The 20,429-nt window shown below is 68.5% G+C and carries 20 protein-coding genes; 9 read left to right on the top strand and 11 right to left on the bottom strand.

Annotation, left to right across the window (positions count from 1 at the left end):
• The 3 genes from KDB89_RS14690 to ygfZ are packed head-to-tail and all read left to right on the top strand — an operon-like array spanning position 1 to position 1,558.
• Positions 1-126, top strand: a complete 126-nt coding sequence (locus KDB89_RS14690) for a hypothetical protein (protein ID WP_255555899.1) — start codon at positions 1-3, stop codon at positions 124-126.
• Complete coding sequence (locus KDB89_RS11530) at positions 123-629, top strand: heme-binding beta-barrel domain-containing protein (RefSeq protein ID WP_219081178.1); 507 nt, start codon at positions 123-125, stop codon at positions 627-629. The genes KDB89_RS14690 and KDB89_RS11530 overlap by 4 nt, the downstream gene beginning before the upstream one ends.
• Positions 629-1,558 carry a CAF17-like 4Fe-4S cluster assembly/insertion protein YgfZ gene (gene ygfZ, locus KDB89_RS11525; RefSeq protein WP_219081176.1) on the top strand — a complete coding sequence of 310 codons (930 nt, stop codon included), beginning with the start codon at positions 629-631 and terminating at the stop codon, positions 1,556-1,558. The genes KDB89_RS11530 and ygfZ overlap by 1 nt, the downstream gene beginning before the upstream one ends.
• Before the next feature lie 378 nt (positions 1,559-1,936).
• Here the strand turns inward: ygfZ and KDB89_RS11520 are convergent, their stop codons facing one another.
• From KDB89_RS11520 to KDB89_RS11505, 4 genes are all read right to left on the bottom strand, one after another.
• Positions 1,937-2,821 (bottom strand): sugar ABC transporter permease, encoded by an 885-nt coding sequence (locus KDB89_RS11520; protein ID WP_219081175.1) that lies wholly within the window; start codon positions 2,819-2,821, stop codon positions 1,937-1,939.
• Positions 2,821-4,404, bottom strand: coding sequence for an ABC transporter permease subunit (locus KDB89_RS11515; RefSeq protein WP_219081173.1), 1,584 nt, complete (start codon positions 4,402-4,404; stop codon positions 2,821-2,823). Before KDB89_RS11515 ends, KDB89_RS11520 begins: the two co-directional genes overlap by 1 nt.
• Positions 4,405-4,482: 78 nt before the next feature.
• Complete coding sequence (locus KDB89_RS11510) at positions 4,483-5,739, bottom strand: sugar ABC transporter substrate-binding protein (protein ID WP_219081171.1); 1,257 nt, start codon at positions 5,737-5,739, stop codon at positions 4,483-4,485.
• A 31-nt stretch (positions 5,740-5,770) separates the two neighbouring features.
• Complete coding sequence (locus KDB89_RS11505) at positions 5,771-7,759, bottom strand: beta-galactosidase (RefSeq protein WP_219081169.1); 1,989 nt, start codon at positions 7,757-7,759, stop codon at positions 5,771-5,773.
• 159 nt (positions 7,760-7,918) lie between these two features.
• Here KDB89_RS11505 and KDB89_RS11500 point away from each other — a divergent pair, with 159 nt between their 5' ends.
• Positions 7,919-8,932 carry a LacI family DNA-binding transcriptional regulator gene (locus KDB89_RS11500; protein WP_219081167.1) on the top strand — a complete coding sequence of 338 codons (1,014 nt, stop codon included), beginning with the start codon at positions 7,919-7,921 and terminating at the stop codon, positions 8,930-8,932.
• A gap of 22 nt (positions 8,933-8,954) precedes the next feature.
• A complete protein-coding gene (locus KDB89_RS11495; protein ID WP_219081165.1) occupies positions 8,955-10,262 on the top strand; it encodes an acyltransferase family protein in 1,308 nt (435 codons plus the stop codon).
• A 2-nt stretch (positions 10,263-10,264) separates the two neighbouring features.
• On the opposite strand, the gene tpx is transcribed toward KDB89_RS11495, so the two are convergent.
• Positions 10,265-10,762: a thiol peroxidase gene (gene tpx, locus KDB89_RS11490; RefSeq protein ID WP_219081164.1), complete on the bottom strand. Its 498-nt coding sequence runs from the start codon at positions 10,760-10,762 to the stop codon at positions 10,265-10,267.
• An 89-nt stretch (positions 10,763-10,851) separates the two neighbouring features.
• Between tpx and ppk2 the strand changes: the two genes are divergently transcribed.
• Positions 10,852-11,769, top strand: a complete 918-nt coding sequence (gene ppk2, locus KDB89_RS11485; RefSeq protein ID WP_219081162.1) for a polyphosphate kinase 2 — start codon at positions 10,852-10,854, stop codon at positions 11,767-11,769.
• A 3-nt stretch (positions 11,770-11,772) separates the two neighbouring features.
• On the opposite strand, the gene KDB89_RS11480 is transcribed toward ppk2, so the two are convergent.
• From KDB89_RS11480 to KDB89_RS11455, 6 genes are all read right to left on the bottom strand, one after another.
• Positions 11,773-12,669, bottom strand: a complete 897-nt coding sequence (locus KDB89_RS11480) for an EamA family transporter (RefSeq protein ID WP_219081160.1) — start codon at positions 12,667-12,669, stop codon at positions 11,773-11,775.
• An 82-nt stretch (positions 12,670-12,751) separates the two neighbouring features.
• The gene (locus tag KDB89_RS11475) at positions 12,752-13,408 is read right to left on the bottom strand and encodes a PadR family transcriptional regulator (RefSeq protein ID WP_219081158.1); all 657 of its coding nucleotides are present in this window, start codon (positions 13,406-13,408) and stop codon (positions 12,752-12,754) included.
• 114 nt (positions 13,409-13,522) lie between these two features.
• The gene (locus KDB89_RS11470; RefSeq protein WP_219081156.1) at positions 13,523-13,849 is read right to left on the bottom strand and encodes a type II toxin-antitoxin system PemK/MazF family toxin; all 327 of its coding nucleotides are present in this window, start codon (positions 13,847-13,849) and stop codon (positions 13,523-13,525) included.
• Positions 13,846-14,055 carry an antitoxin MazE family protein gene (locus KDB89_RS11465; RefSeq protein ID WP_255555898.1) on the bottom strand — a complete coding sequence of 70 codons (210 nt, stop codon included), beginning with the start codon at positions 14,053-14,055 and terminating at the stop codon, positions 13,846-13,848. Before KDB89_RS11465 ends, KDB89_RS11470 begins: the two co-directional genes overlap by 4 nt.
• A gap of 81 nt (positions 14,056-14,136) precedes the next feature.
• Positions 14,137-15,999, bottom strand: coding sequence for a translational GTPase TypA (gene typA / locus KDB89_RS11460; protein WP_219081154.1), 1,863 nt, complete (start codon positions 15,997-15,999; stop codon positions 14,137-14,139).
• Between the two features lie 78 nt (positions 16,000-16,077).
• A complete protein-coding gene (locus KDB89_RS11455) occupies positions 16,078-17,103 on the bottom strand; it encodes a LacI family DNA-binding transcriptional regulator (protein WP_219081152.1) in 1,026 nt (341 codons plus the stop codon).
• 155 nt (positions 17,104-17,258) lie between these two features.
• On the opposite strand from KDB89_RS11455, the gene KDB89_RS11450 reads away from it, so the two are divergent.
• The 3 genes from KDB89_RS11450 to KDB89_RS11440 are packed head-to-tail and all read left to right on the top strand — an operon-like array spanning position 17,259 to position 20,424.
• Positions 17,259-18,548 carry an extracellular solute-binding protein gene (locus KDB89_RS11450; protein WP_255555897.1) on the top strand — a complete coding sequence of 430 codons (1,290 nt, stop codon included), beginning with the start codon at positions 17,259-17,261 and terminating at the stop codon, positions 18,546-18,548.
• 2 nt (positions 18,549-18,550) lie between these two features.
• Positions 18,551-19,549, top strand: a complete 999-nt coding sequence (locus KDB89_RS11445) for a carbohydrate ABC transporter permease (protein WP_255555896.1) — start codon at positions 18,551-18,553, stop codon at positions 19,547-19,549.
• Positions 19,549-20,424, top strand: coding sequence for a carbohydrate ABC transporter permease (locus KDB89_RS11440; protein WP_219081146.1), 876 nt, complete (start codon positions 19,549-19,551; stop codon positions 20,422-20,424). Before KDB89_RS11445 ends, KDB89_RS11440 begins: the two co-directional genes overlap by 1 nt.
• Positions 20,425-20,429: the final 5 nt, after the last annotated feature.

Raw genomic sequence — 20,429 nt, 5'->3', positions numbered from 1 at the left:
ATGGACGCTGTCCTGGTGTGGGTACTGATCATCGCCGCGGGGATCTCGAGCGCATTTGCGCTGCTGATCCTCGGGTTCGTCCTGTTCGGCCTGCGCCGCCAGCTCAGAGGAGAAGACGAGAAGTGAACATCGACATCGAGGTCCCCGAGGGCCTGAACCCCAAGCTGACCGCGCTCGGCTGGCTGGTCGGCCGCTGGGAAGGCACCGGTAAAGGCACCGACCACGAGGGCAACGAGTTCCAGTTCGAGCAGCGCATCGAGTTCAGCCACAACGGGGGCGACTACCTGTTCTATGCCGCCCAGTCGTTCAAGCTCGGCGCCGACGACGAAGCGGACGGCGAGCCGCTGGGCATGGAGTCCGGCTTCTGGCGTCCCCGCGCCGACGCGTCCGTCGAGGTCGTGCTGGCGAACGCGCACGGCTGGACCGAGGTCCTCGTCGGCAAGATCCAGGTGACCCGCATCGACCTGCTCAGCGACGCCGTCGTGCGCACCGAGCACGCCGACGTCACCCACTCCGCCGGGCAGCGCCTGTACGGCAAGGTCGACGGCCAGCTGATGTACGCGCTCGACCGCGCCACCACCGAGCACGAGCTGCGGCCGCACATGTGGGCGCAGCTGAAGCGGGTCTGATGCGCGTCGGCATCGAGGACGGCATCGACGCGGGGCTGGCCTGGCACTTCGGCAACCCCGTCGCCGAGGCCCGGCTGCTGACCTCCGGGGGAGGGGTAGTCGACCTGCGCAACCGCGAGGTCGTCGAGGTATCGGGCGCCGACCGGCTGGCCTTCCTGCACGCCCTGACGACGCAGCACCTCGAGTCGCTGCCCGTCGGCGAGGCGACGACCGCGCTGATCCTCAGCCCCACGGGCCACGTCGAGCACGTGCTCTACGGCACCGACGACGGCACGAGCTTCCTGGCGTGGACCGAGCCAGGCCACGGCGACGCGCTGTCCGCGTTCCTCGACTCGATGCGTTTCGCCATGCGCGTAGAGGTGCGCCGTCGCGAGGACCTGCACGTCGTGTGGGCCGGGCACCAGGTCGCGCTGGACCCCGCGTGGCGGGTGCGCGACAGCGACCTCGGCGGCGTCGAGGCATTTCTGCCGGTCGGTGTCGAGCTGCCGGACACGGTCGGACTGTGGGCGTTCGAGGCGATGCGCATCGCCGCGGGCGTGCCGCGCGTCTTCGTCGACACGGACCACCGGACGATCCCGAACGAGATCGGGCTCGTCGGAACACACCTGTCGAAGGGCTGCTACCGCGGCCAGGAGACCGTCGCCCGCGTCCACACGCTGGGCAGGCCTCCCCGTCGGCTGGTGCAGCTGCACCTCGACGGCTCCATGTCGGAGCTGCCGGCGGTCGGCGCTCCGCTGGAACTCGACGGCCGGCAGGTGGGCTTCGTCGGCTCGTCGGCCCGGCACCACGAGCTCGGCCCCATCGCGTTGGCGCTGGTGAAGCGCTCGGTCCCGGTCGACGCGGAGCTGGTCGTGGCCGGCATCGCCGCAGCCCAGGAGCCCCTGGTGGACCCGGAGGTCGGCCTCCACGTCCGCCCCGTCCTCGGCTGATCCCGCGCCACCCTTACCGACGGACGCCACCCTTACCGACGGACGCCACCCTTGTTCGCACTTGCCACCGCCATGGGGGTGGCAAGTGTCGAGAAGGGTGGCGTCTGCACGTAAGGGTGGCGTCTGCACGTAAGGGTGGCGTCGACCGACGGGGCGCCCATCCGGTTCCCTGAGCTTGTCCAAGGGCGTTGAGGAAGCGCGCCAGCGCTGACGAAACGTGGCTTGGGTGGGACCCTTCGCTGCGCTCAGGGCGATTCGACAAGCTCAACGAGCCGACGACAAGGTCGTCCGCCTGGAACGCAGAACCGCCGACCCCCTGGGCGGGGATCGGCGGCTTGCGGCTGCGACCGTGCGGTCAGGCCTCGACGGAGCTGGCGATCAGCCCTTGACGGAGCCGGCGGTCAGGCCGCCGACGATGTAGCGCTGCAGCGTCAGGAACAGCACGAGGACCGGGACGGCGGCCAGTAGGGCGCCGGCGGCGAACAGGCCCCAGCGCGACGTCAGCTGGTTGGAGACCCACTGGTACATGCCGACGGCGAGCGTCCAGTTGTCCTCCGACACGAGGATGATCTTGCTGACGATGTAGTCGCCGAAGCTGGAGATGAAGGCCAGCAGGGCGACGACAGCGAGGATCGGGGTAACCAGGGGCATGATCAGCCGCCAGAAGATCTGGGCGTGTGAGGCGCCGTCGATCTTGGCGGACTCGTCGATCTCGATCGGGATGGTGTTGAAGAAGCCGTACATCAGGAACGTGTTCACGCCGAGCGCGCCACCGAGGTAGACGCAGATCAGCGAGAGCTTGGAGTTCAGCCCGAGGACGGGGAACACCTCGCCGATGGCGAGCAGCATCAGGAAGATCGCGACGAACGCGAGCGCCTGCGGGAACATCTGAACGATGAGCAGCGTCGTCAGGCCGACGCGCCGACCGCTGAAGCGGAAGCGCGAGAACGCGTACGCCGCGCAGGCACCCATCAGCACCGTGCCGATGGCGGCAGACCCACCGATGATCAGAGTGTTGGCGTACCAGGTCCAGTAGGACGTCTCGCCGAGGGCCTTGAAGTTGTCCAGTGAGAAGACCGTGAACAGCGAGTTGCTGGCGGCCAGCGAGCCGTGCGGGTTCAGCGACGCCGACACGATGTAGATGAGCGGGAACACCGCGTAGAACAGGATGAACACCGCGAAGATGTACTTCCAGCCGACCTCGAGGAACCAGCGCTTGCGGCGGGCCGAGGTGCGGGATTCGGGGAGAGTGTCAGCGGACATCAGGCGAACTCCTCGAGCTTCTTGGTCTGGCGGAACGCGATCGCGGAGATTGCTCCGACGATGACGAACACGATGACAGACAGGGCGCTGGCCAGGCCGTAGTCGGCCACACCCCGGTTGACGCCCGAGATGTCCCAGATCGCAGAGATCAGGATGTCGGTGGCGCCGAGGGCGTACGGGGCGCCGGGGATGGCGGGCCCGCCGTCGTTGAACATGAAGATCACGGTGAAGTTGTTGAAGCTGAAGGCGAAGGACGAGATCAGCAGCGGCGCGGTGGCCACGAGCACCAGCGGCAGGATGATCGAGGTCATCTGCCTGTACCTGTTGGCGCCGTCGAGGGCCGCGGCCTCCAGCGTCGACGCAGGCAGCGACTGCAGCGCCCCGGTGCACACGAGGAAGTAGTACGGGTAGGTCAGCCACACGTTGACGAACAGAACCGCCAACCTGGCCAACCATGGGTTGCCCAGCCAGTCGATGTTCGCGCCGCCGAAGAACAGCTCGTTGATGACGCCGAACTCCGCGTTGAACATGCCGCGGTAGAGGAGCGCCGACATGAACGCCGGGAACGCGTAGGGGAGGATGAAGAGCGTGCGGAGGATCCTGCGACCGCGGATGCGCTCGTCGTTGTAGACGAACGCCATCAACAGCCCGATCCCGAACGGCACCAGCACCGACAAGATGGCCCAGACCACGGTCCACAGCGCGACCATCGCCAGCGGCGAGACGATCGTCGGGTCGGTGAACAGGCGCATGAAGTTGTCGAAGCCGACGTTGACGATCCAGCCAGTGGTCAGCGAGGTGCCGTCGTCGGCGGTGAAGGTGCCCTGGTCGGTGGCCCGGTAGACGATGCCGTTCTCGGTGTCGGTGATGGTCTGCGCGTCCGGGTCCCATTCCATCGAGGACTGGTAGATCGACCCGGTGGAGCCGTCGCGGGTGCGGATGGACCCGTCGGTGGCGTCGTCGGAGATGGGGACGCGAAGGTTGACGACCTGTGTCTGCAGGTCCTGGCTGCTCAGCAGGTCTCGGCGACCGATGACCTCCCAGCCGTCGACCTCGGTGGGTGCCTTGCCGTCGGCGGAGGTGCCGACGACCTCAAGCGGCTCGTCCGCGGTGCCGACGAGGACCTCGCCGTCCTGCACGATGGCAAAGCCCAACTCGTCGCCCTTCTGAACGACGGACAGCGGAACGGTGGGGGAGTTCTCGACCCGGCGTTCACCCTGCTGCAGCGCGGCGTTGACGGCCAGCTGCTGCGACCCGACGTGACCCGCGCCGTAGTTGGTGAACGCGATGTAGCCGGTGTAGCCGAAGATGAACACCTGGAACATCAGCATGAATGCGAGGCCGGGCAGGAGGTATTTCAGCGGCAGCGCGCGCCTGCTGAAGTACACGTAGTCGGCGGCCGCGAGCAGCACCACCGCGAAGCCGAGGATCACCCAGCTGCCCGCGTTGAACGCGGACAGGATGCCCATCAGGCCGACCGCGTTGACGACGGCCATGATCAGCAGCTTGACCAGGAATCCCCAGCCGTTCCAACCACGGCGGCTATACCCCGTGGTCGTCTTTTCTTCGTGGGCCTCCGACATGGTGTCCACCTTCCCCTTTCGTGAGCTGAACCGGCCAGCGGGGGCGGGCCGATGAGCCCGCCCCCACTGAGGGGTGAATCAGCCGATGGAAGCTTCGAGGTCGGAGACCATCTTCGTCCAGGTCGACTCAGCGTCTGCACCCTTGATGATCTGCACCTGAGCGGCGTTCCAGAGGTCCCAGACCGATGCCATCTCGGGGATGTTCGGCATCGGGACGCCGTTCTTCGAGGAGGCGACGAAGCCGGCGATGTTGGCGTCGGAGGAGACCTCCTCGGCCAGCGTGCTCCAGGCGGGGATGCGCGGGTCGGCCTCGTAGAGGGCCTTCTGAGCCTCATCGGTGGCGAGGTAGTTGGTCAGGAACTCCTGCGCGACCAGGGCGTTCTTGGACTCGGAGCTCAGGTAGAAGCCCTGCACACCGACGAACGGGGAGGCGGTCTCGCCACCGGCCGACGGGATGGGGTTGACCTTGACGTTGACGCCCTTGGCGGTCAGCGCCTCGATGGCCCACGGACCCTGGACGGTGTAGGCGGCCTTGCCGGACGCGAACAGCTCGTTGTTGGTGTCGTAGTCGATCGTGGTGGAGATGTAGCCGGTGCCCTCCTCACCGTTGGCGCTGAGCCACTTGGCGAACTTGGTGCCAGCCTCGCCGCCCATGCCCACCTCGGTGGTGAAGCCGGTCTCGTCCTGCACGAAGACGGGGGCGCCGAAGGAGGTCTGGAAGCCGTACATGGTGTACGCGTCACCGGTCTGGCCCGCGGTGTTGATCACGACGGGGCGATCGACGCCTGCCTCCTTCGCCGCGGCGATCATGTCGTCCCACGTGGCGGGGGCGTCCTCGCCGACCAGGTCGGTGTTCTGGATCAGGGCGATGGTCTCCAGGGAGTACGGCATGGCGTACAGCTGGGAGTCGTAGGTGAAGGCGTCGATCGAGACGGGCTCGAAGGAGGAGGCCTTGTCGCCGAGGTCGATCGTGGAGATGACACCGGCCTGGACGAGCGAACCGACCCAGTCGTGCGCGCCGATGGTCAGGTCCGGGCCCTCGCCGGTCGGCACCTGGTTGATGAAGTCGTTGCGGATGTCCTCGAAGTTCTTCTGGACGAGGGTGACCGTCGCGCCGGTCTCCTCCTCGAACACCTTCGCGGCGTCCTCGATCGCGGGCTTGCGATTCTCATCGGTCCAGATCGTCAGCTCGATGCCCGAGGCGTCGATTGGTGCCTCGGAGGTGGCCGAGGCGGTGGACTCGGCAGTCGTGGTGGTCTCGGGCGTGCCGCTGGAGCAGGCCCCCAGCAGCATGGTGGCGGCGACCGCGGCGGCGCCGATGCTCAGGTAACGCATCTTCGTGTTTCCTTCCGGTTCTTAACTGTGGTCAAACCCGGACGACGGCGACGCCGCCGCCCGGCAGGGTGAGGAGACCGGCGACGGCGTCCCCGGTCAGGAGGTCGGTCCCCTCGGCAGGGATCTCGACGGTGGCCTCGGAATGGTTGATCGCGACGAGGTAGTCGGCCGACTCGCCGCGTCGCGTGACGGCCTCGACGCCGCGCGGCAGGTCGAGCGGAACGATGCCCGCGTCGGCGTAGACGCGCTGCATGACGGCCCGCAGGCCCTCTGCGTCGGGACGCGTGCTGACGTACCAGCCGGTGCCGCTGCCGTGCGCGTTCCGGGTCACGGCTGCCAGGCCGCGGCCGGGGCCAGCGGTGTAGGTGCCGACGATGTCGGCGCCGGTCACCACGAGGTGTTCCTGCCACACGTCGACGTTCAGCTGGTACCCGTCGAGCTCGACGGCGCCGACGGCGTGCTCGCGCATGGGGAGGTGCTCCTCGACCCAGACGCCCAGCGCCGGCTCGAGGGGCCGCAGGAAGCCGCCCTCGTGGACCCGGTCATTCTCATCGACGACGGCGGAGAAGTACGACACGACCAGCGTGCCTCCGGCCTCGACGTAGGCGTTGAGCTTCGCGGCCTGCTCGAGGGTGAGGAGGTACTGCGCCGGCGCGATGACCAGCGGGTACGCGCTGAGGTCCTGGTCGGGGTGCGCGAAGTCGATGGTGATGCCGTCGCGCCACAGGCGCTCGTAGTAGGCGCGGGTGCGCTCGAGGGCGCCGAGGTCCTCGGAGGGACGCCACTCGAGGCCCTGGGCCCAGTGCGACTCGTAGTCCCACAGGATCGCGGCCTGCGAGACGACGCGGGAGCCGCGCACCTCGGCGAGCCTGCCGAGCTTGGCGCCCAGGTCGACGACCTCGCGGAACACGCGGGACTCCGTGCCCGCGTGCGGCAGCATCGCCGAGTGGAACTTCTCCGCCCCGGAGCGGCCTGCGCGCCACTGGAAGAACAGGATGCCGTCGGCGCCGCGGCCCAGGTGCGACAGAGAGTTGCGGGCCATCTCGCCCGGTCGCTTGGCGATGTTGCGCGGCTGCCAGTTCACCGCCGACGTGGAGTGCTCCATCAGGATCCACGGGTTGCCGCCGCCGACGGAGCGCGTCAGGTCTGCCGCGATGGCCAGCCCGATCTCGGCCTCCTCGTCGGCCGCCCACAGGTAGTGGTCGTCCGAGACGATGTCGACCTCGCGGGCCCACGCCCACAGGTCGCAGCCGCCGTGCTGGTTCGCCATGAAGTTGGTGGTGACGGGCTGCGTGGCGTGCTCGCGGATGGCCGTGCGCTCCGCGATGAAGCACTCGCGCAGCTGGTGGTCGGTGAATCGCGCCCAGTCGAGCAGCATGCCAGGGTTGATGACCGACGGTGCGGTGGCGGGGACGCCCACGTGCTCCCAGGACCCGTAGTGCTGGCTCCAGAAGGCGGTGCCCCAGGCGGCGTTGAGGCCGTCGAGGTCGCCGTGGCGGGCCTGCAGCCATTCGCGCCAGGCGAGCTTGGAGGCGTCGGAGAAGTCCTCGCCGACGGGCACGCCGTACTCGTTGTGGATGTGCCACATGACCACGGCGGGGTGGTCGGCGTAGCGGCGCGCCAGCTCTCCCGCGATGCGGGTGGCGGCGGCACGGTAGGCCGGGGACGAGTGCGACGCCATGCCGCGCGCGCCGAAGCCCATCGGGACCCCGTCGGCGTTCACGGCCCGCGCCTCGGGGTACGTGGCGAAGAACCAGGCGGGCGGGGAGGCGGTGGGGGTGCCGAGGTCGACGCTGATGCCGTTGGTGTGCAGCAGGTCGATGATCTCGTCGAGCCACGCGAAGTCGAAGACCCCCTCGGAGGTCTCGATCAGGGCCCAGGAGAAGATGCCGACGCTCACCAGGTTCACGCCGGCCTCGCGCATCAGCGCGACGTCCTCGCGCCACACGTGGCGGGGCCACTGCTCGGGGTTGTAGTCGCCTCCGTAGGCGATCCCACCGGGCCAGGGCATGGAAGTCATAGACAGACACATCCTCGGGTCAGAGCGCGGTCAAACTGTGACCGGTTACAACGCTCGCAATACTAGAATGTGAGCGCTGCAGATGTCGAGTGGCGTTACCAAACTGTGACCCGTTACAGAAGAAGCGGAAGCTCCCGGCAACGGGGTAGAGTGCGCTGCGTGACGGGACAAGGCCAGGCGAAGAGGCTGACCATCCGGGACGTCGCCGCGGTGGCGGGCGTCTCGTATGGCACGGTCTCGCGCGTCCTCAACGGCGGTCACTGGGTCTCTCCCGAGGCGCGTGCAGCGGTGGAGGCCGCCGTCGCCCGGACGGGATACACGGCCAACCACGCCGCCCGCTCGCTGGCAACCGGCCGCGCCGACTCCGTCGCGTTCCTGCTGACCGAGCCGCACCACCTGCTCTTCTCCGACCCGACGTTCGCGCGACTGCTGCGGGGAGCCACCGAGGCGCTGGCACAGCACGACAAGACACTCGTGCTGGTCATCGCCGACACCGAGGCAGAGCGGAAGAACGTCGAGCGTTTCGTGCGCGCCGGGCACGTGGACGGCGTCATGCTGATCTCCTCTCACGAGGCGAACCCACTCTTGCTCTCCCTGCTGGCTGCCAGGGTGCCGACGGTGAGCACCGGCAGCCCGCTCGGGCTGGAGAGCGAGATCCCCACGGTAGCCGTCGATGAGGCCGGATCGGCCCGCATCATGACCCGGTACCTTCTCGACAAGGGGCATCGCCGCATCGCGATCATCACCGGGCCGAACGACACGCCCGGCGGGCGCTACCGCCTCGACGGTTTCCGGGCCGAGATGGGGACACTGTTCGACCCGGCCCTCGTGGAGCAGGACACCTACTCCAGCGAAGCCGGGGGCAGGGCGATGGCCCGGATCCTCGAGCGCTCCGGGGCCCCGGACGCCGTGTTCGCGGCCTCCGACATCATCGCGGTCGGAGCCATCACCGCGCTGCGCCACGCCGGCTACTCGGTGCCGGGCGACGTCGCGGTGGCTGGCTTCGACGATTCCGGGCTCGCGGAGAGCCACGACCCGCCGTTGACCACCATGAGGCAGCCGTGGGCCGAGATCTCGCGCGCCATGGTCGAGCTGGTCCTCGCAGGGATCGACGGGCGCGAGGTCGACTCCGTCATCCTGCCGACGGAGCTGGTGGTGCGCGAGACGGCGTGAGAGCCTCTGGCATGCTTGCCGGGTGAGCGCGGAGATCGGACGGAACCACACGGTCGACGTCACCCGCGCGCTCTCGGTGCTGATCGTCGTGGTCTTTCACGGCCTCCTCTACACCGCTCACCTGACCCTCGACGGGTCTCTCTACATCACGCAGTGGTCCCCGCCGTCGTGGGTGTTCTTCGCCTCGTGGCTCCTGATGGCCATGCCGGCCTTCTTCGTCTGCGGGGGCTTCGCGAACGCGTTGATCGTCGACAAGATGTACGCGCGCGGCACCGGGTTCTCGCATTACCTGGCCAACCGGGGCAGACGGCTGACTGGCGGGCTCACGCTGTTCGTGACGTTCTTCGCCGTGGTGGCCAGCGTGGCGGGGTGGCTTGGCTTCTTCGACTACGCCTACCAGGCCAGCACGCACTTCATGCGGCTGCTGTGGTTCATCTCCGTCTACCTGGTGATCGTGCTGTTCGCCCCGTTCCTGGTCCGTCTGCACGACAGGTTCGGCGCCTGGGTCCTCGTGGTCTTCATGGTCGCCATCGTCATCGTCGACCGCGGCGTCTTCGGGCATCAGCTGCGCGGGCTCGGCGAGCTGAACATGTTCCTGGTCTGGCTGCTGTGCCACCAGCTGGGCATCGGCTACCAGCGCGGCTGGTTCCGGACCGGGCCGGTGATGAGGACCTGGATCCTGCTCGGGCTCGCCGCGGGCGGCATCGCAGTGCTGGTGTTCCTGTTCGGCTACCCGCCCAGCGCCGTGGGCTTCGGCAACATGCCCGTGGCGAACCACCTCCCGCCGACGCTGGCGATGGCGCTGCTGGGCGTGGCGCAGGCCGCGGTGATGGGGCTCGTCGAGCGCTCAGGTGTGCTGCGGAACATGCGCCCGCGCGCGGAGAAGCTCGTGGGAACCATCAACGCGCTGGCGATGACCATCTACCTGTGGCACATCCCGTGCCTGGCCATCGGCGGCATGGCGCTGCTGACGGTCTCGACGTTCGTGCCGTCCCTGTCGTGGCTCCTGCTCTCGCAGGCGCTGGTGATCGCGGCGGGCCTCGCGGTGCTGTCCGTCGTCGCGCCGGCCGTCGGCTGGGTGGAGTTCAAGCTCATCCCGCCGTTGGGGGAGCAGCAGGACCGCGACCTGGCCCTGCTGTCGTTCTGCGTGATGATCGCCGGCTCCATGCTGGTGTGGAACCACGGGGCCATGTTCGACGTGAGGGCGCCGCTGTCGACGGTGGGCGTGGTCAGCCTATGGGCCGGGGCCGCGCTCATGGTGCGCGCGTCGCGCCCCGCCGGCGTGGCGAGGTCGACGCGCGACACCCTGAAGCTGCCCCGTCGGCGTTGAGGTCAGGCGACGGCCGCCAGGGCCGCGTCGTAGTCGGGCTCGGTGCCGGTGTCGGCGACCTGCTGCGTGTAGAGGACGGTGCCGTCAGCGTCGAGCACGACGACCGAACGGCTGAGCAGCCCCTTGAAGCCGCCATCGGCGAACGTGACGCCGTACTTCTCGCCGAAGTCGGTCCGGAAGTCTGAGGCGACGGTGACGTTCTCGATGCCCTCGGCGCCGCAGAAGCGGCCGAGCGCCATCGGCAGGTCGCGGGAGACGCACAGCACCTTGACGCCGTCGAGGCCGGCGGCCAGTTCGTTGAAGCGGCGCACCGACATGGCGCAGACGCCGGTGTCGACCGACGGGAAGATGTTGATGACGAGCGTGGAGCCGGCGAAGTCGGCGTTGGTGATGGGGGAGAAGTCGAGGCCGGTGACCTCGAAGTCGGGGGCCTTGGAGCCCACTTCGGGCAGCGAGCCGACGGAGTGGACGGTGGATCCCTTGAAACCGATGTCAGTCATGGCCCCAGGGTATTGGGTGAACGGGCAGCCGGGTCATCCGTTTGGGCTGAGTTCAGGCGGCGTTCACCAATGGCTGGAAAACTGGACCCATGAGTCAGCAGGGACTACGTGAGTACATCGACCAGCTCGTCGCCGACGGGTACGAGCTCGCCGGGCTGTCCGACGAGGACCCGTACCTGATCGACCCGATGGGCAAGGCCGTCGAGACCTGGCGGGACCGCTACCCGTACGACGAGCTGCTCGGCCGCAGGGAGTACGAGGCGGCCAAGCGGAAGCTGCAGATCGAGCTGCTGAAGTTCCAGTACTCGGCCCAGGACCGCGGCACCCGGCACATCATTCTGTTCGAGGGGCGCGACGCCGCCGGCAAGGGCGGCGCGATCAAGAGGTTCACCGAGCACCTCAACCCGCGCACCGCGCGCACAGTCGCGCTGACGAAGCCGACCGAGCGCGAGCGCGGCCAGTGGTACTTCCAGCGCTATATCGCGCACCTGCCCACCAACGGTGAGATCGTTCTGTTCGACAGGTCCTGGTACAACCGGGCGGGCGTCGAGAAGGTGATGGGTTTCTGCACCGACGAGGAATACCAGATCTTCGTCCGGCAGGCGCCGGTCTTCGAGGAGATGCTCATCGAGTCGGGCATGACTGTGACCAAGCTCTGGTTCTCCGTCACGCAGCGCGAGCAGCGCACCCGCTTCGCCATCCGGCAGATCGACCCCGTCCGACGGTGGAAGCTGTCCCCGATGGACCTGGAGTCTCTCGACCGCTGGGAGGACTACACCGAGGCCAAGAACGCCATGCTGAAGTACACCGACACCGACCTGGCGCCCTGGTACCGCATCAAGTCCAACGACAAGAAGCGTGCCCGCCTCAACGCCATCCGGTTGTTCCTCAGCCTCCACGACTACGACGGCAAGGACGTCGACGCCATCGGCATCGTCGACCCGGAGATCGTGCAGTTCGGGCGCCGCAACCACGCGGCGCCCGAGAGCGAGGCCTCGCCGCTCTGACGGTCAGGCGGCCCGGCTGAAGATGCGACGGCGCAGCACACCAGTGGTGACCGCGACGCCGAGCAGCAGGACGACGCCGCCGACCACCTCGAGCGGCGCAGGGGACTCGCCCTCGATGAGCCACGCGGCCAGCATGCCGACGGGCGGCACGAGCATGGTGAACGGCACCACCGACGACGCCGGGTGCCGCGCGAGCAGCGTGTTCCAGATGCCGTAGCCGACCAGGCTCGCCAGCCACGCCGTGTAGGCCGTCGACAGCAGCTGCGCCGTTGTCAGGTGCGTGAGGGACGCCCAGACGACGCCCGGCCCGTCGAGGATCAGCGACAGCCCCAGCAGGGGGAGCGGCACGACCAGCGCGGACCAGACGGTCATGGAGAGGCCCGACAGCGGCCCGGCTCCGACGGTGGCCCCGGCGCGGCGCGCGATGACGTTGCCGATGGCCCATGACGTCGCGGCGAGCAGCGTGACGAGGAACCCGACGGCCGGGGTCGCCGCGCCGCGGCCGAGCCCGACGATCAGCAGGCCTGAGGCTCCGATCAGCACCCCGACGAGCTGGCTGCTGGTCGGGCGCTCCCGCAGCGCGAGGGCCGCGAACACGACGGTCAGCGCGACCTGGGCCTGGAGCACCAGCGACGCGATGCCGGCGGGCATGCCCAGCGCGATGGCGGTGTAGAGGAGGCTGAACTGGCCGAGGCTCATGAAGCACCCGATCAGCACAACGTCCCGCGTCCGGGCAACCGGACGCGGGACGAGGAAGATGGCGGGGACGAGCACCGCGACGAAGCGCAGCGCCACGAAGAGGGTGGGCGGCATGCCGCCGAGCCCCAGGTCGATGACGACGAAGTTGATGCCCCAGATCGCGGCGACCAGCACTGCGGCGAGGGAGGAGCGGAGCGGCATGGGGGCCAGTGTGCTCCTCATCGGGTGGCCGGTGAGGCCACCGGTCCAGGCGTGGACCGCCCTCAGGCGGCCCGGCCGTGGATCAGTTCTCGGCGAGCAACTGGTACAGGCGGCGCTTGAGCTCGTCGAGCTCGGCGGCGGCCTTGGTGATCAGCTCGGGGTTGCCTGACTGTGCGATGGCCATCGCGGCCTGACCGGCCTGGCGGACGCTCAGCATGAGGGCGTGGACGGGATCCTTCTCGTCGCCCTGGTTCTCCCAGGGGGCGGGACGGTCCTTGGCGGCCTCGGCCTCTGCGGCACCGGTCTCGGTGATCTCGAAGAGCTTGCCGGCCTCGGAGGCGGCGGCCCGGATGAGGCCCTCGTCCTCGAGCTGGCTTAGCGCCGGGTAGATCGCGCCCGGGCTGGGCTTCCAGTTGCCCTCGCTGCGGGACTCGATCTCCTGGATGATCTGGTAGCCGTTGCGCGGGGCCTCCGCGATCAGCAGGAGGGCCGCGAGGCGTACGTCGCCGCGACGCTTGCGGCCGCCGGGACGGCCACCGCCGAAGCCGGGGCCTCCGAAGCCCGGGCCCATGCCGAAGCCGGGGCCCATGCCGCGGCCGTGACCGCGGTGCCCGCGGCCCCCGCCCCGGCGGTCCTCGCCGCGGGGGCGGCGACGCTCGTCGTCGACCTCGTTGGCTGCGAAAAGGTCGCGCATCTGGGGGCGACGTCCCATGAACGGGTGGTGCATGGCGTATTCCATGACTGACTCCTTGCGTGTTGTCTTCCGGCGCTCAACCGCGCCGACAACACTAGCCTGAGCGAACTATCTAGATATGTCAAAGATATATCTAGATAGTTCGCTCAGGGCGAACGCCTACCTGGCCAGGCCGAGGAAAGCCATGACGCCGCGCTCGATCTCTGCCAGTTGCTCGGCCGACACCCGGCCGACCCGCTCGGCGAGGTTCGAGCGGCGGACGGTGGTGATCTTGTCGATCATCACGTCGCTGTCCCTGGCGAGCCCTGACAGTTCGCCCGCCAGGACACGCACGCGCAGCAGGGGTGTGTCGATGAGGCTGCTCGTCAGAGGGAGTACCGTCACGGACGCCGTTGCCGTAAAGGCGTCATCCTGGAAGATCAGGGCTGGCCGGGGTTTCGAGGCGTAGACGCCTCCGGATACCGTCCATAGTTCGCCGCGGATCACTCGTCGTCATCCCACGGTGCCGAGATGGCTTCAATGAACGCCTGGTCGTCGGTGGCGCTCTCGTGCTCGGCGATCAGCTTCGACTGACGCTCGGCCTCTGCTGCGAAAGCAGGAGTGCGGACATCTGGCACCCACACCTGCACCGGGCGGAAGCCTCGTTCCCGCATCCGGCGTCTGTATTCGCTGACGCGCTCACGAACTGCCATGATCTATCGTTACATGTAACACGCGCGGCGACAAGACATACTTGTCGCCGCGCGTGGTAGTTGGGGCTGAACCCCGCAGGGTCAGTTGTTCTTGAGGCCCCGCCTCGCCTTGGCGCGGTCGTTGGCGCTCAGGTGCACCTTGCGGATGCGCACGACGGCAGGGGTCACCTCGAGGCACTCGTCGCCACCGCAGAACTCGAGCTGCTGCTCCATCGAGAGCTTCTTGGCGGGAATCAGGCGCTCCAGCTCCTCGCCGGTCGAGGAGCGGATGTTGTTGAGCTTCTTCTCCTTGGTGGGGTTGATGTCCATGTCCTCGGCGCGCGGGTTCTCGCCGACGATCATGCCTTCGTAGACCTCGTCACCGGGGGAGACGAACATGGTGCCGCGGGCCTGCAGATTGAACAGGGCGAAGCTGGTCACCACGCCGGTCCGGTCGGCCACGAGGGAACCGGTGGGGCGGGTGCGGAAGTCGCCGGCCCAGGGGGCGTACCCCTCGGAGACGTGGTTCATGATGCCCGTGCCCCTCGTCTCGGTCAGGAACTCCGTGCGGAAGCCGATCAGGCCTCGGGCCGGCACGATGAACTCGATGCGGACCCAGCCGGTGCCGTGGTTGACCATCTGCGCCATGGTGCCGCGCCGCAGCCCCATGAGCTGTGTCACGACGCCGACGAACTCCTCGGGGATGTCGACGGTCAGGCGCTCGACCGGCTCGTGCAGCTTGCCGTCGATCGTGCGGGTGACCACGACGGGCTTGCCGACGGTGAGCTCGAAGCTCTCACGACGCATCATCTCGACCAGGATCGCGAGCTGCAGCTCGCCACGGCCCTGCACCTCCCAGGTGTCGGGGCGCTCGGTGGGGAGGACCTTGATGGACACGTTGCCGACCAGCTCCTGGTCGAGGCGGGCCTTCAGCAGGCGGGCGGTCAGGTTCTTGCCGGACTTGCCCGCGAGGGGGGAGGTGTTGATGCCGATGGTCATCGAGATCGACGGCTGGTCGACGTGGATCAGCGGCAGCGGCTTCGGGTTCTCCGGGTCGGAGAGCGTCTCGCCGATCATGATGTCGGAGATGCCCGCGATGGCCACGATGTCGCCGGGGCCGGCCTTCTCGGCCGGCACGCGGTCGAGGGCCTCGGTGATCAGCAGTTCGGACAGCTTGACGTTGCTGACGGTCCCGTCGGCCTTGCACCACGCGACGACCTGACCGCGGTGGATCTCGCCGGCAACGATCCGGCACAGGGCCAGGCGGCCGAGGTACGGGGAGGCGTCGAGGTTGGTGACGTGCGCCTGCAGCGTGGCCCCCTCCTCGTAGGTGGGGGCGGGGATGTGGTCGTAGATGGTGCTGAACAGCGGCTCGAGGTTCGCGCTGTCCGGCATGTCGCCGTCCGCGGGTTGCGTCAGCGAGGCGCGCCCTGCCTTGGCGGAGGCATAGATGATGGGGAAGTCGAGCACGTGGGCGCTGTCGTCGTCGAGCAGGTCCATGAACAGGTCATAGGTCTCCTCGACGACCGCGGAGATGCGGGCGTCGGGGCGGTCGACCTTGTTGACCACGACGATGATCGGCAGCTTCTTCGCCAGCGCCTTGCGCAGCACGAAGCGCGTCTGGGGCAGCGGGCCCTCGGATGCGTCCACCAGCAGCACGACCCCGTCGACCATCTCGAGGCCGCGCTCGACCTCGCCGCCGAAGTCGGCGTGTCCCGGGGTGTCGATGATGTTGATGGTGCCGGTGGTGCCGTCGGGGCGGATGTGCTTGACGGCGGTGTTCTTCGCGAGGATGGTGATGCCCTTCTCGCGCTCGAGGTCCATCGAGTCCATGACCCGGTTGTTGACGTCGGAGCCTTCGCGGAACGCGCCGGACTGCCAGAGCATGGCGTCGACGAGGGTCGTCTTCCCGTGGTCGACGTGGGCGACGATCGCGACGTTACGCAGGTCTTGGCGGATGGGCATGGGTGGTGGACTCCCGATGTAGAAAATGGGCCATCGGAAAGTGTAAGCCCGCGAGAGCGGATGCCCTAACGGCCGGGCTCATCCACGCGGGGCGGCCGTGGAGTCCCTGACCATGAGGCGGGTCGCGAGCCGGATGGGGCCGCCGGTGACGGGGCGGCCGTGGGCGATGTCCACGAGCGAGCGGACGGCGGCCGAGCCCATGGCCGCCAGCGGCTGGTGGACGGTGGTCAGGGGTGGGCTGACGAGCGTGGCGAGATGGGTGTCGTCGAAGCCGACGATGCTCAGATCATCGGGGATCCGCAGGCCGAGCTGACGGGCCGCTTGGTAGACGCCCATGGCGATGATGTCGCTCGCCGCGAAGATCGCCGTCGGCCGACGGTGGGCCGGCAGGCCGAGCAGCTTCAGTCCGGCGGCGACGCCCGCCTCGTGGCTGAAGTAGTCGCCGACGACCAGCGTCGGGTCGTGCGGGAGGTCGTGCATCGACAGCGCCGACAGGTAGCCCTGGAGACGCTCGGACGACGGCACGGATCCCGTGGTGCCGTTGACGAAGGCGATCCGCTGGTGGCCGAGCGAGATGAGGTGGCTGGTGGCCTCGACGCCGCCGTTCCAGTTCGTGGCGCCGATCGAGGCGGTGCTGGCGGGCAGTGCGTTGGCCGGGTCGATCGCGACAAGTTTCAGTCCCAGTTTCTCGATCAGCTGGAGCTGGTGGGGCGACAGACGGGTCGTCACGACGATGACGCCGAGCCAGCGGCTGGCCTTCACGAGTTCGAACCACGCGTCGCTGAGGGGGGCGGTGCCGGGATGCGGGCCCTCGGAGTAGTGGGTCACGAGTCCGACGCCCAACTCCATCGACGTCGTGGTCGCGCCTCTGAGGATGTCGAGCGTGTAGGTCGTCTCGAGATTGTCGGCGACCAGCGCGATGAGCGGTGTGTCGACGGGAGTGGCGCCCCCGCGGTAGCCGACCTCCTCGGCGGCGGCCAGCACGCGGGTGCGCGTCTCGGGAGAGACGTCGCTGCGGCCGTTGAGGGCCTTGGAGGCTGTGGCTCGCGAGACTCCCGCGAGCGCGGCCACCGCCTCGAGGCGGGGCGTGGAAGGGTTCGGCACGGGGCCAGCATACCGAAACCGTTTCGGCGTCGGCAACGGAGTGGTAACAACCCTCGTCGTCGTGGCCCCGGGGCTTGACTTGCTATATGGTTTTACTACGATACAAAGTATTAGCGTTTCGCGAAACGTTTCGCGAACACCAACTGGAGGTTTCAATGAAGAAGCAGATCCTTGGCCTGTGTGCGGCTGCCGCGATCGCCCTGTCGGCGTGCGGCGGCTCGGCCTCAGACACGAGCACCACCGACGGTGCCTCGGGCGACGTCACCCTCACGTGGTGGCACAACTCCAACAACGAGCCGGGCAAGAGCGTCTACGACCAGGTCGCGAAGGACTTCGAGGCGGCGCACCCCGGCGTCACCGTCGAGGTCACGGCGATGGCGCACGAGGACATGCTCACGCGCCTCGAGGCCGCGTGGCAGTCGGGCGACGCTCCCGACGTCTACATGGAGCGCGGTGGTGGCGAGCTGGCCGACAAGGTCGACGCGGGCCTGGTGAAGGACATCACCGAGTCCGCCTCCGACGAGATCGCCAAGCTGGGCGGCAACGTCTCCGGCTGGCAGGTCGACGGCCAGACCTACGCCCTGCCGTTCTCGATGGGCGTCGTCGGCTTCTGGTACAACACCGACATGTTCGCCGAGGCCGGCATCACCGAGGCCCCGAAGACGTGGGACGAGATGTACGACGCGATCGACAAGCTCAAGGCCGCGGGCATCGCCCCGATCTCGGTCGGCGCCGGCGACAAGTGGCCCGCCGCCCACTACTGGTACTACTTCGCGCTGCGCGCCTGTGACTCCGCCGTCCTCGACGACGCCGTCAAGACCCTCGACTTCTCCGACCAGTGCTTCGTCACCGCGGGCGAGCAGCTCGAGAAGCTCGTCGCGGCCGAGCCGTTCAACGCGGGCTTCCTCAACACCCCGGCGCAGACCGGCCCGACCTCGGCCTCCGGCCTGCTGGCGACAGGCAAGGTCGCCATGGAGCTCGCCGGTCACTGGGAGCCCGGCGTGATGCAGGGCCTGACCGAGGACGGCAAGGGCCTGGGCGACGCCACCGGCTGGTTCGCGTTCCCCTCGTTCGACGGCCAGGCCGGCGACCCGACCTCCGCGCTCGGCGGCGGCGACGCCTGGGCCTCCCCGGCGGACGCCCCCGACGAGGCGACCGAGCTGATCAAGTACCTCCTCTCCGACGAGGTGCAGAAGACGTTCGCCGAGAATGACATGGGCCTGCCGACCAACCCCAGCGCCTCGCAGTACGTCACCGACCCGGCGCTTGCCGACCTCCTCGAGGTCCGCGACAACGCGGCCCGCGTCCAGCTCTACTTCGACACGGCGTTCGGCACGTCGGTCGGCGGCGCGATGAACGACGCGATCGCGCTGATGTTCGCCGGCCAGGCCTCCCCGCAGGACATCGTGGACGCCACCCAGCAGGCGGCTGACGCGGAGAAGTGATGATGACGTCCCCCACCACTGTCGAGTCGACTGGTGCGGGCGTCGCGGCGGCCGGGCGCTCTGAGCAGCGCCCGGCCTCCCCGGCCCGGACCCGGCGACCCCGCGACTGGCGGATGGCACTCGAGGTGATCGGCTTCACCGCCCCCGCCCTCGTGCTGTTCTTCATGTTCATCGTGTGGCCCATGATCCGGGCCGTCGAATTCTCGTTCTTCCGCTGGAAGGGCTTCGGCCCGCTGGTCGACTTCGTCGGCCTCAAGAACTACGTGTCGGTCCTGACCAACGACGTCTTCGTCGGCGCGCTGCTGAACAACCTGTTCGTCGTCGTGATGTCCATCGTGATCCAGCTGCCCGTCGGCATCGCCGTCGCTCTGCTGCTCAACCGCAAGATGCGGTTCCAGGGCATCCTCCGGATGATCGTCTTCGTCCCCTACGTGCTCGCCGAGGTCATCGCCGGCGTCGTGTGGTTCCAGCTCCTGCAGCCCCAGTACGGCGTGATCGACTCCATCCTGGGCATGGTCGGCATCCAGGGTCCCGAACAGGGCTTCCTCGGAGACCCGAAGTACGCCATGTGGACCGTCATGGTCGTCCTGACCTGGAAGTACCTCGGTCTGGCGATCATCCTGTTCCTCGCCGGCCTGCAGGGAGTGCCCGCCGAGCTCGACGAGGCGGCGCAGATCGACGGCGCCACCTGGTGGCAGACGCAGCGCTACGTGACGCTGCCACTGCTCGGCCCCACGCTGCGCACCTGGGGCTTCCTGTCCATGGTCGGCTCGCTGCAGCTGTTCGACATGGTCTGGATCCTCACCAAGGGCGGCCCCGCCAACTCGACCATGACCATGGCCACCTTCCTCATCAACGAGGGCACCCGGCGCTCCAACTACGGCATCGCCGGCGCCGCCTCCGTGATCCTGTTCGTCGTCGCGCTCGCCCTCGCACTGGTCTACCAGCGCTTCATCCTGCGACGCGACAACCCCGACTACGCCGACAAGGCGGCCCGCTGATGACCACTGCCACGCTCACCGCCCCCGCCCACGCCGCGCCGGCGAGGACGGCGTCCCGCCGGAAGCGCTTCAACCCGCTCGTCTGGCTCGTCATCCTGATCGTCGCAGGGTTCTCGCTCGGCCCCGTGCTGTACGCGATCCTCGGCGGCTTCCGCACCAATGCCCAGCTCGCCGCCGACCCGGCCGGCATGCCCGACCCGTGGGTCTGGGACAACTACGCCCGCGTGCTCGCCGACGGCCGGTTCTGGACGTACGGCCTCAACTCGCTGGCCATCGCGCTGCTGACCACCGCGCTCGTGGTGATCTGCGGGCTGATGGCGGCCTACCCGCTGTCGCGCTACCGCTTCCGCGGCCGCGAGGCCCTCTACATGGTCTTCGTGCTCGGCCTGCTGTTCCCCGCGACCGTCGCCGTCATCCCGCTGTTCATCATCATCTCCAGGGACCTGGGGATGAGCAACACGTGGTTCGGCGTCGCGCTGCCCCAGGCGGCGTTCGCGCTGCCGATGACCATCGTCATCCTGCGCCCGTTCCTGCAGCAGATCCCCGCCGAGATCGAGGAGGCCGCGTCCATCGACGGCGCGGGCCGCATCACGGTCTTCTGGCGGATGATGCTGCCGCTGTCCGGCCCGGGCCTCGTCACCGTCGGCGTGCTCGCGTTCGTCAATTCGTGGAACGCGTATCTGCTGCCTCTGCTGCTGCTCCAGGGCGACATGCGCACGCTGCCGCTGGGCGTCGCGGACTACTCGACGCAGTACTCCTCCGACACGGCCGGCGTCTTCGCCTTCACCAGCCTGTCGATGGTCCCCGCCATGATCTTCTTCCTCGCCATGCAGCGCCGCATCGTCGGCGGACTGTCGGGCGCCGTCAAGGGCTGACCGGC

This window comes from Tessaracoccus palaemonis (assembly GCF_019316905.1).
Classification (GTDB): Bacteria; Actinomycetota; Actinomycetes; order Propionibacteriales; family Propionibacteriaceae; genus Arachnia; species Arachnia palaemonis.
This window is presented reverse-complemented; position numbering and strand designations above follow the sequence as displayed.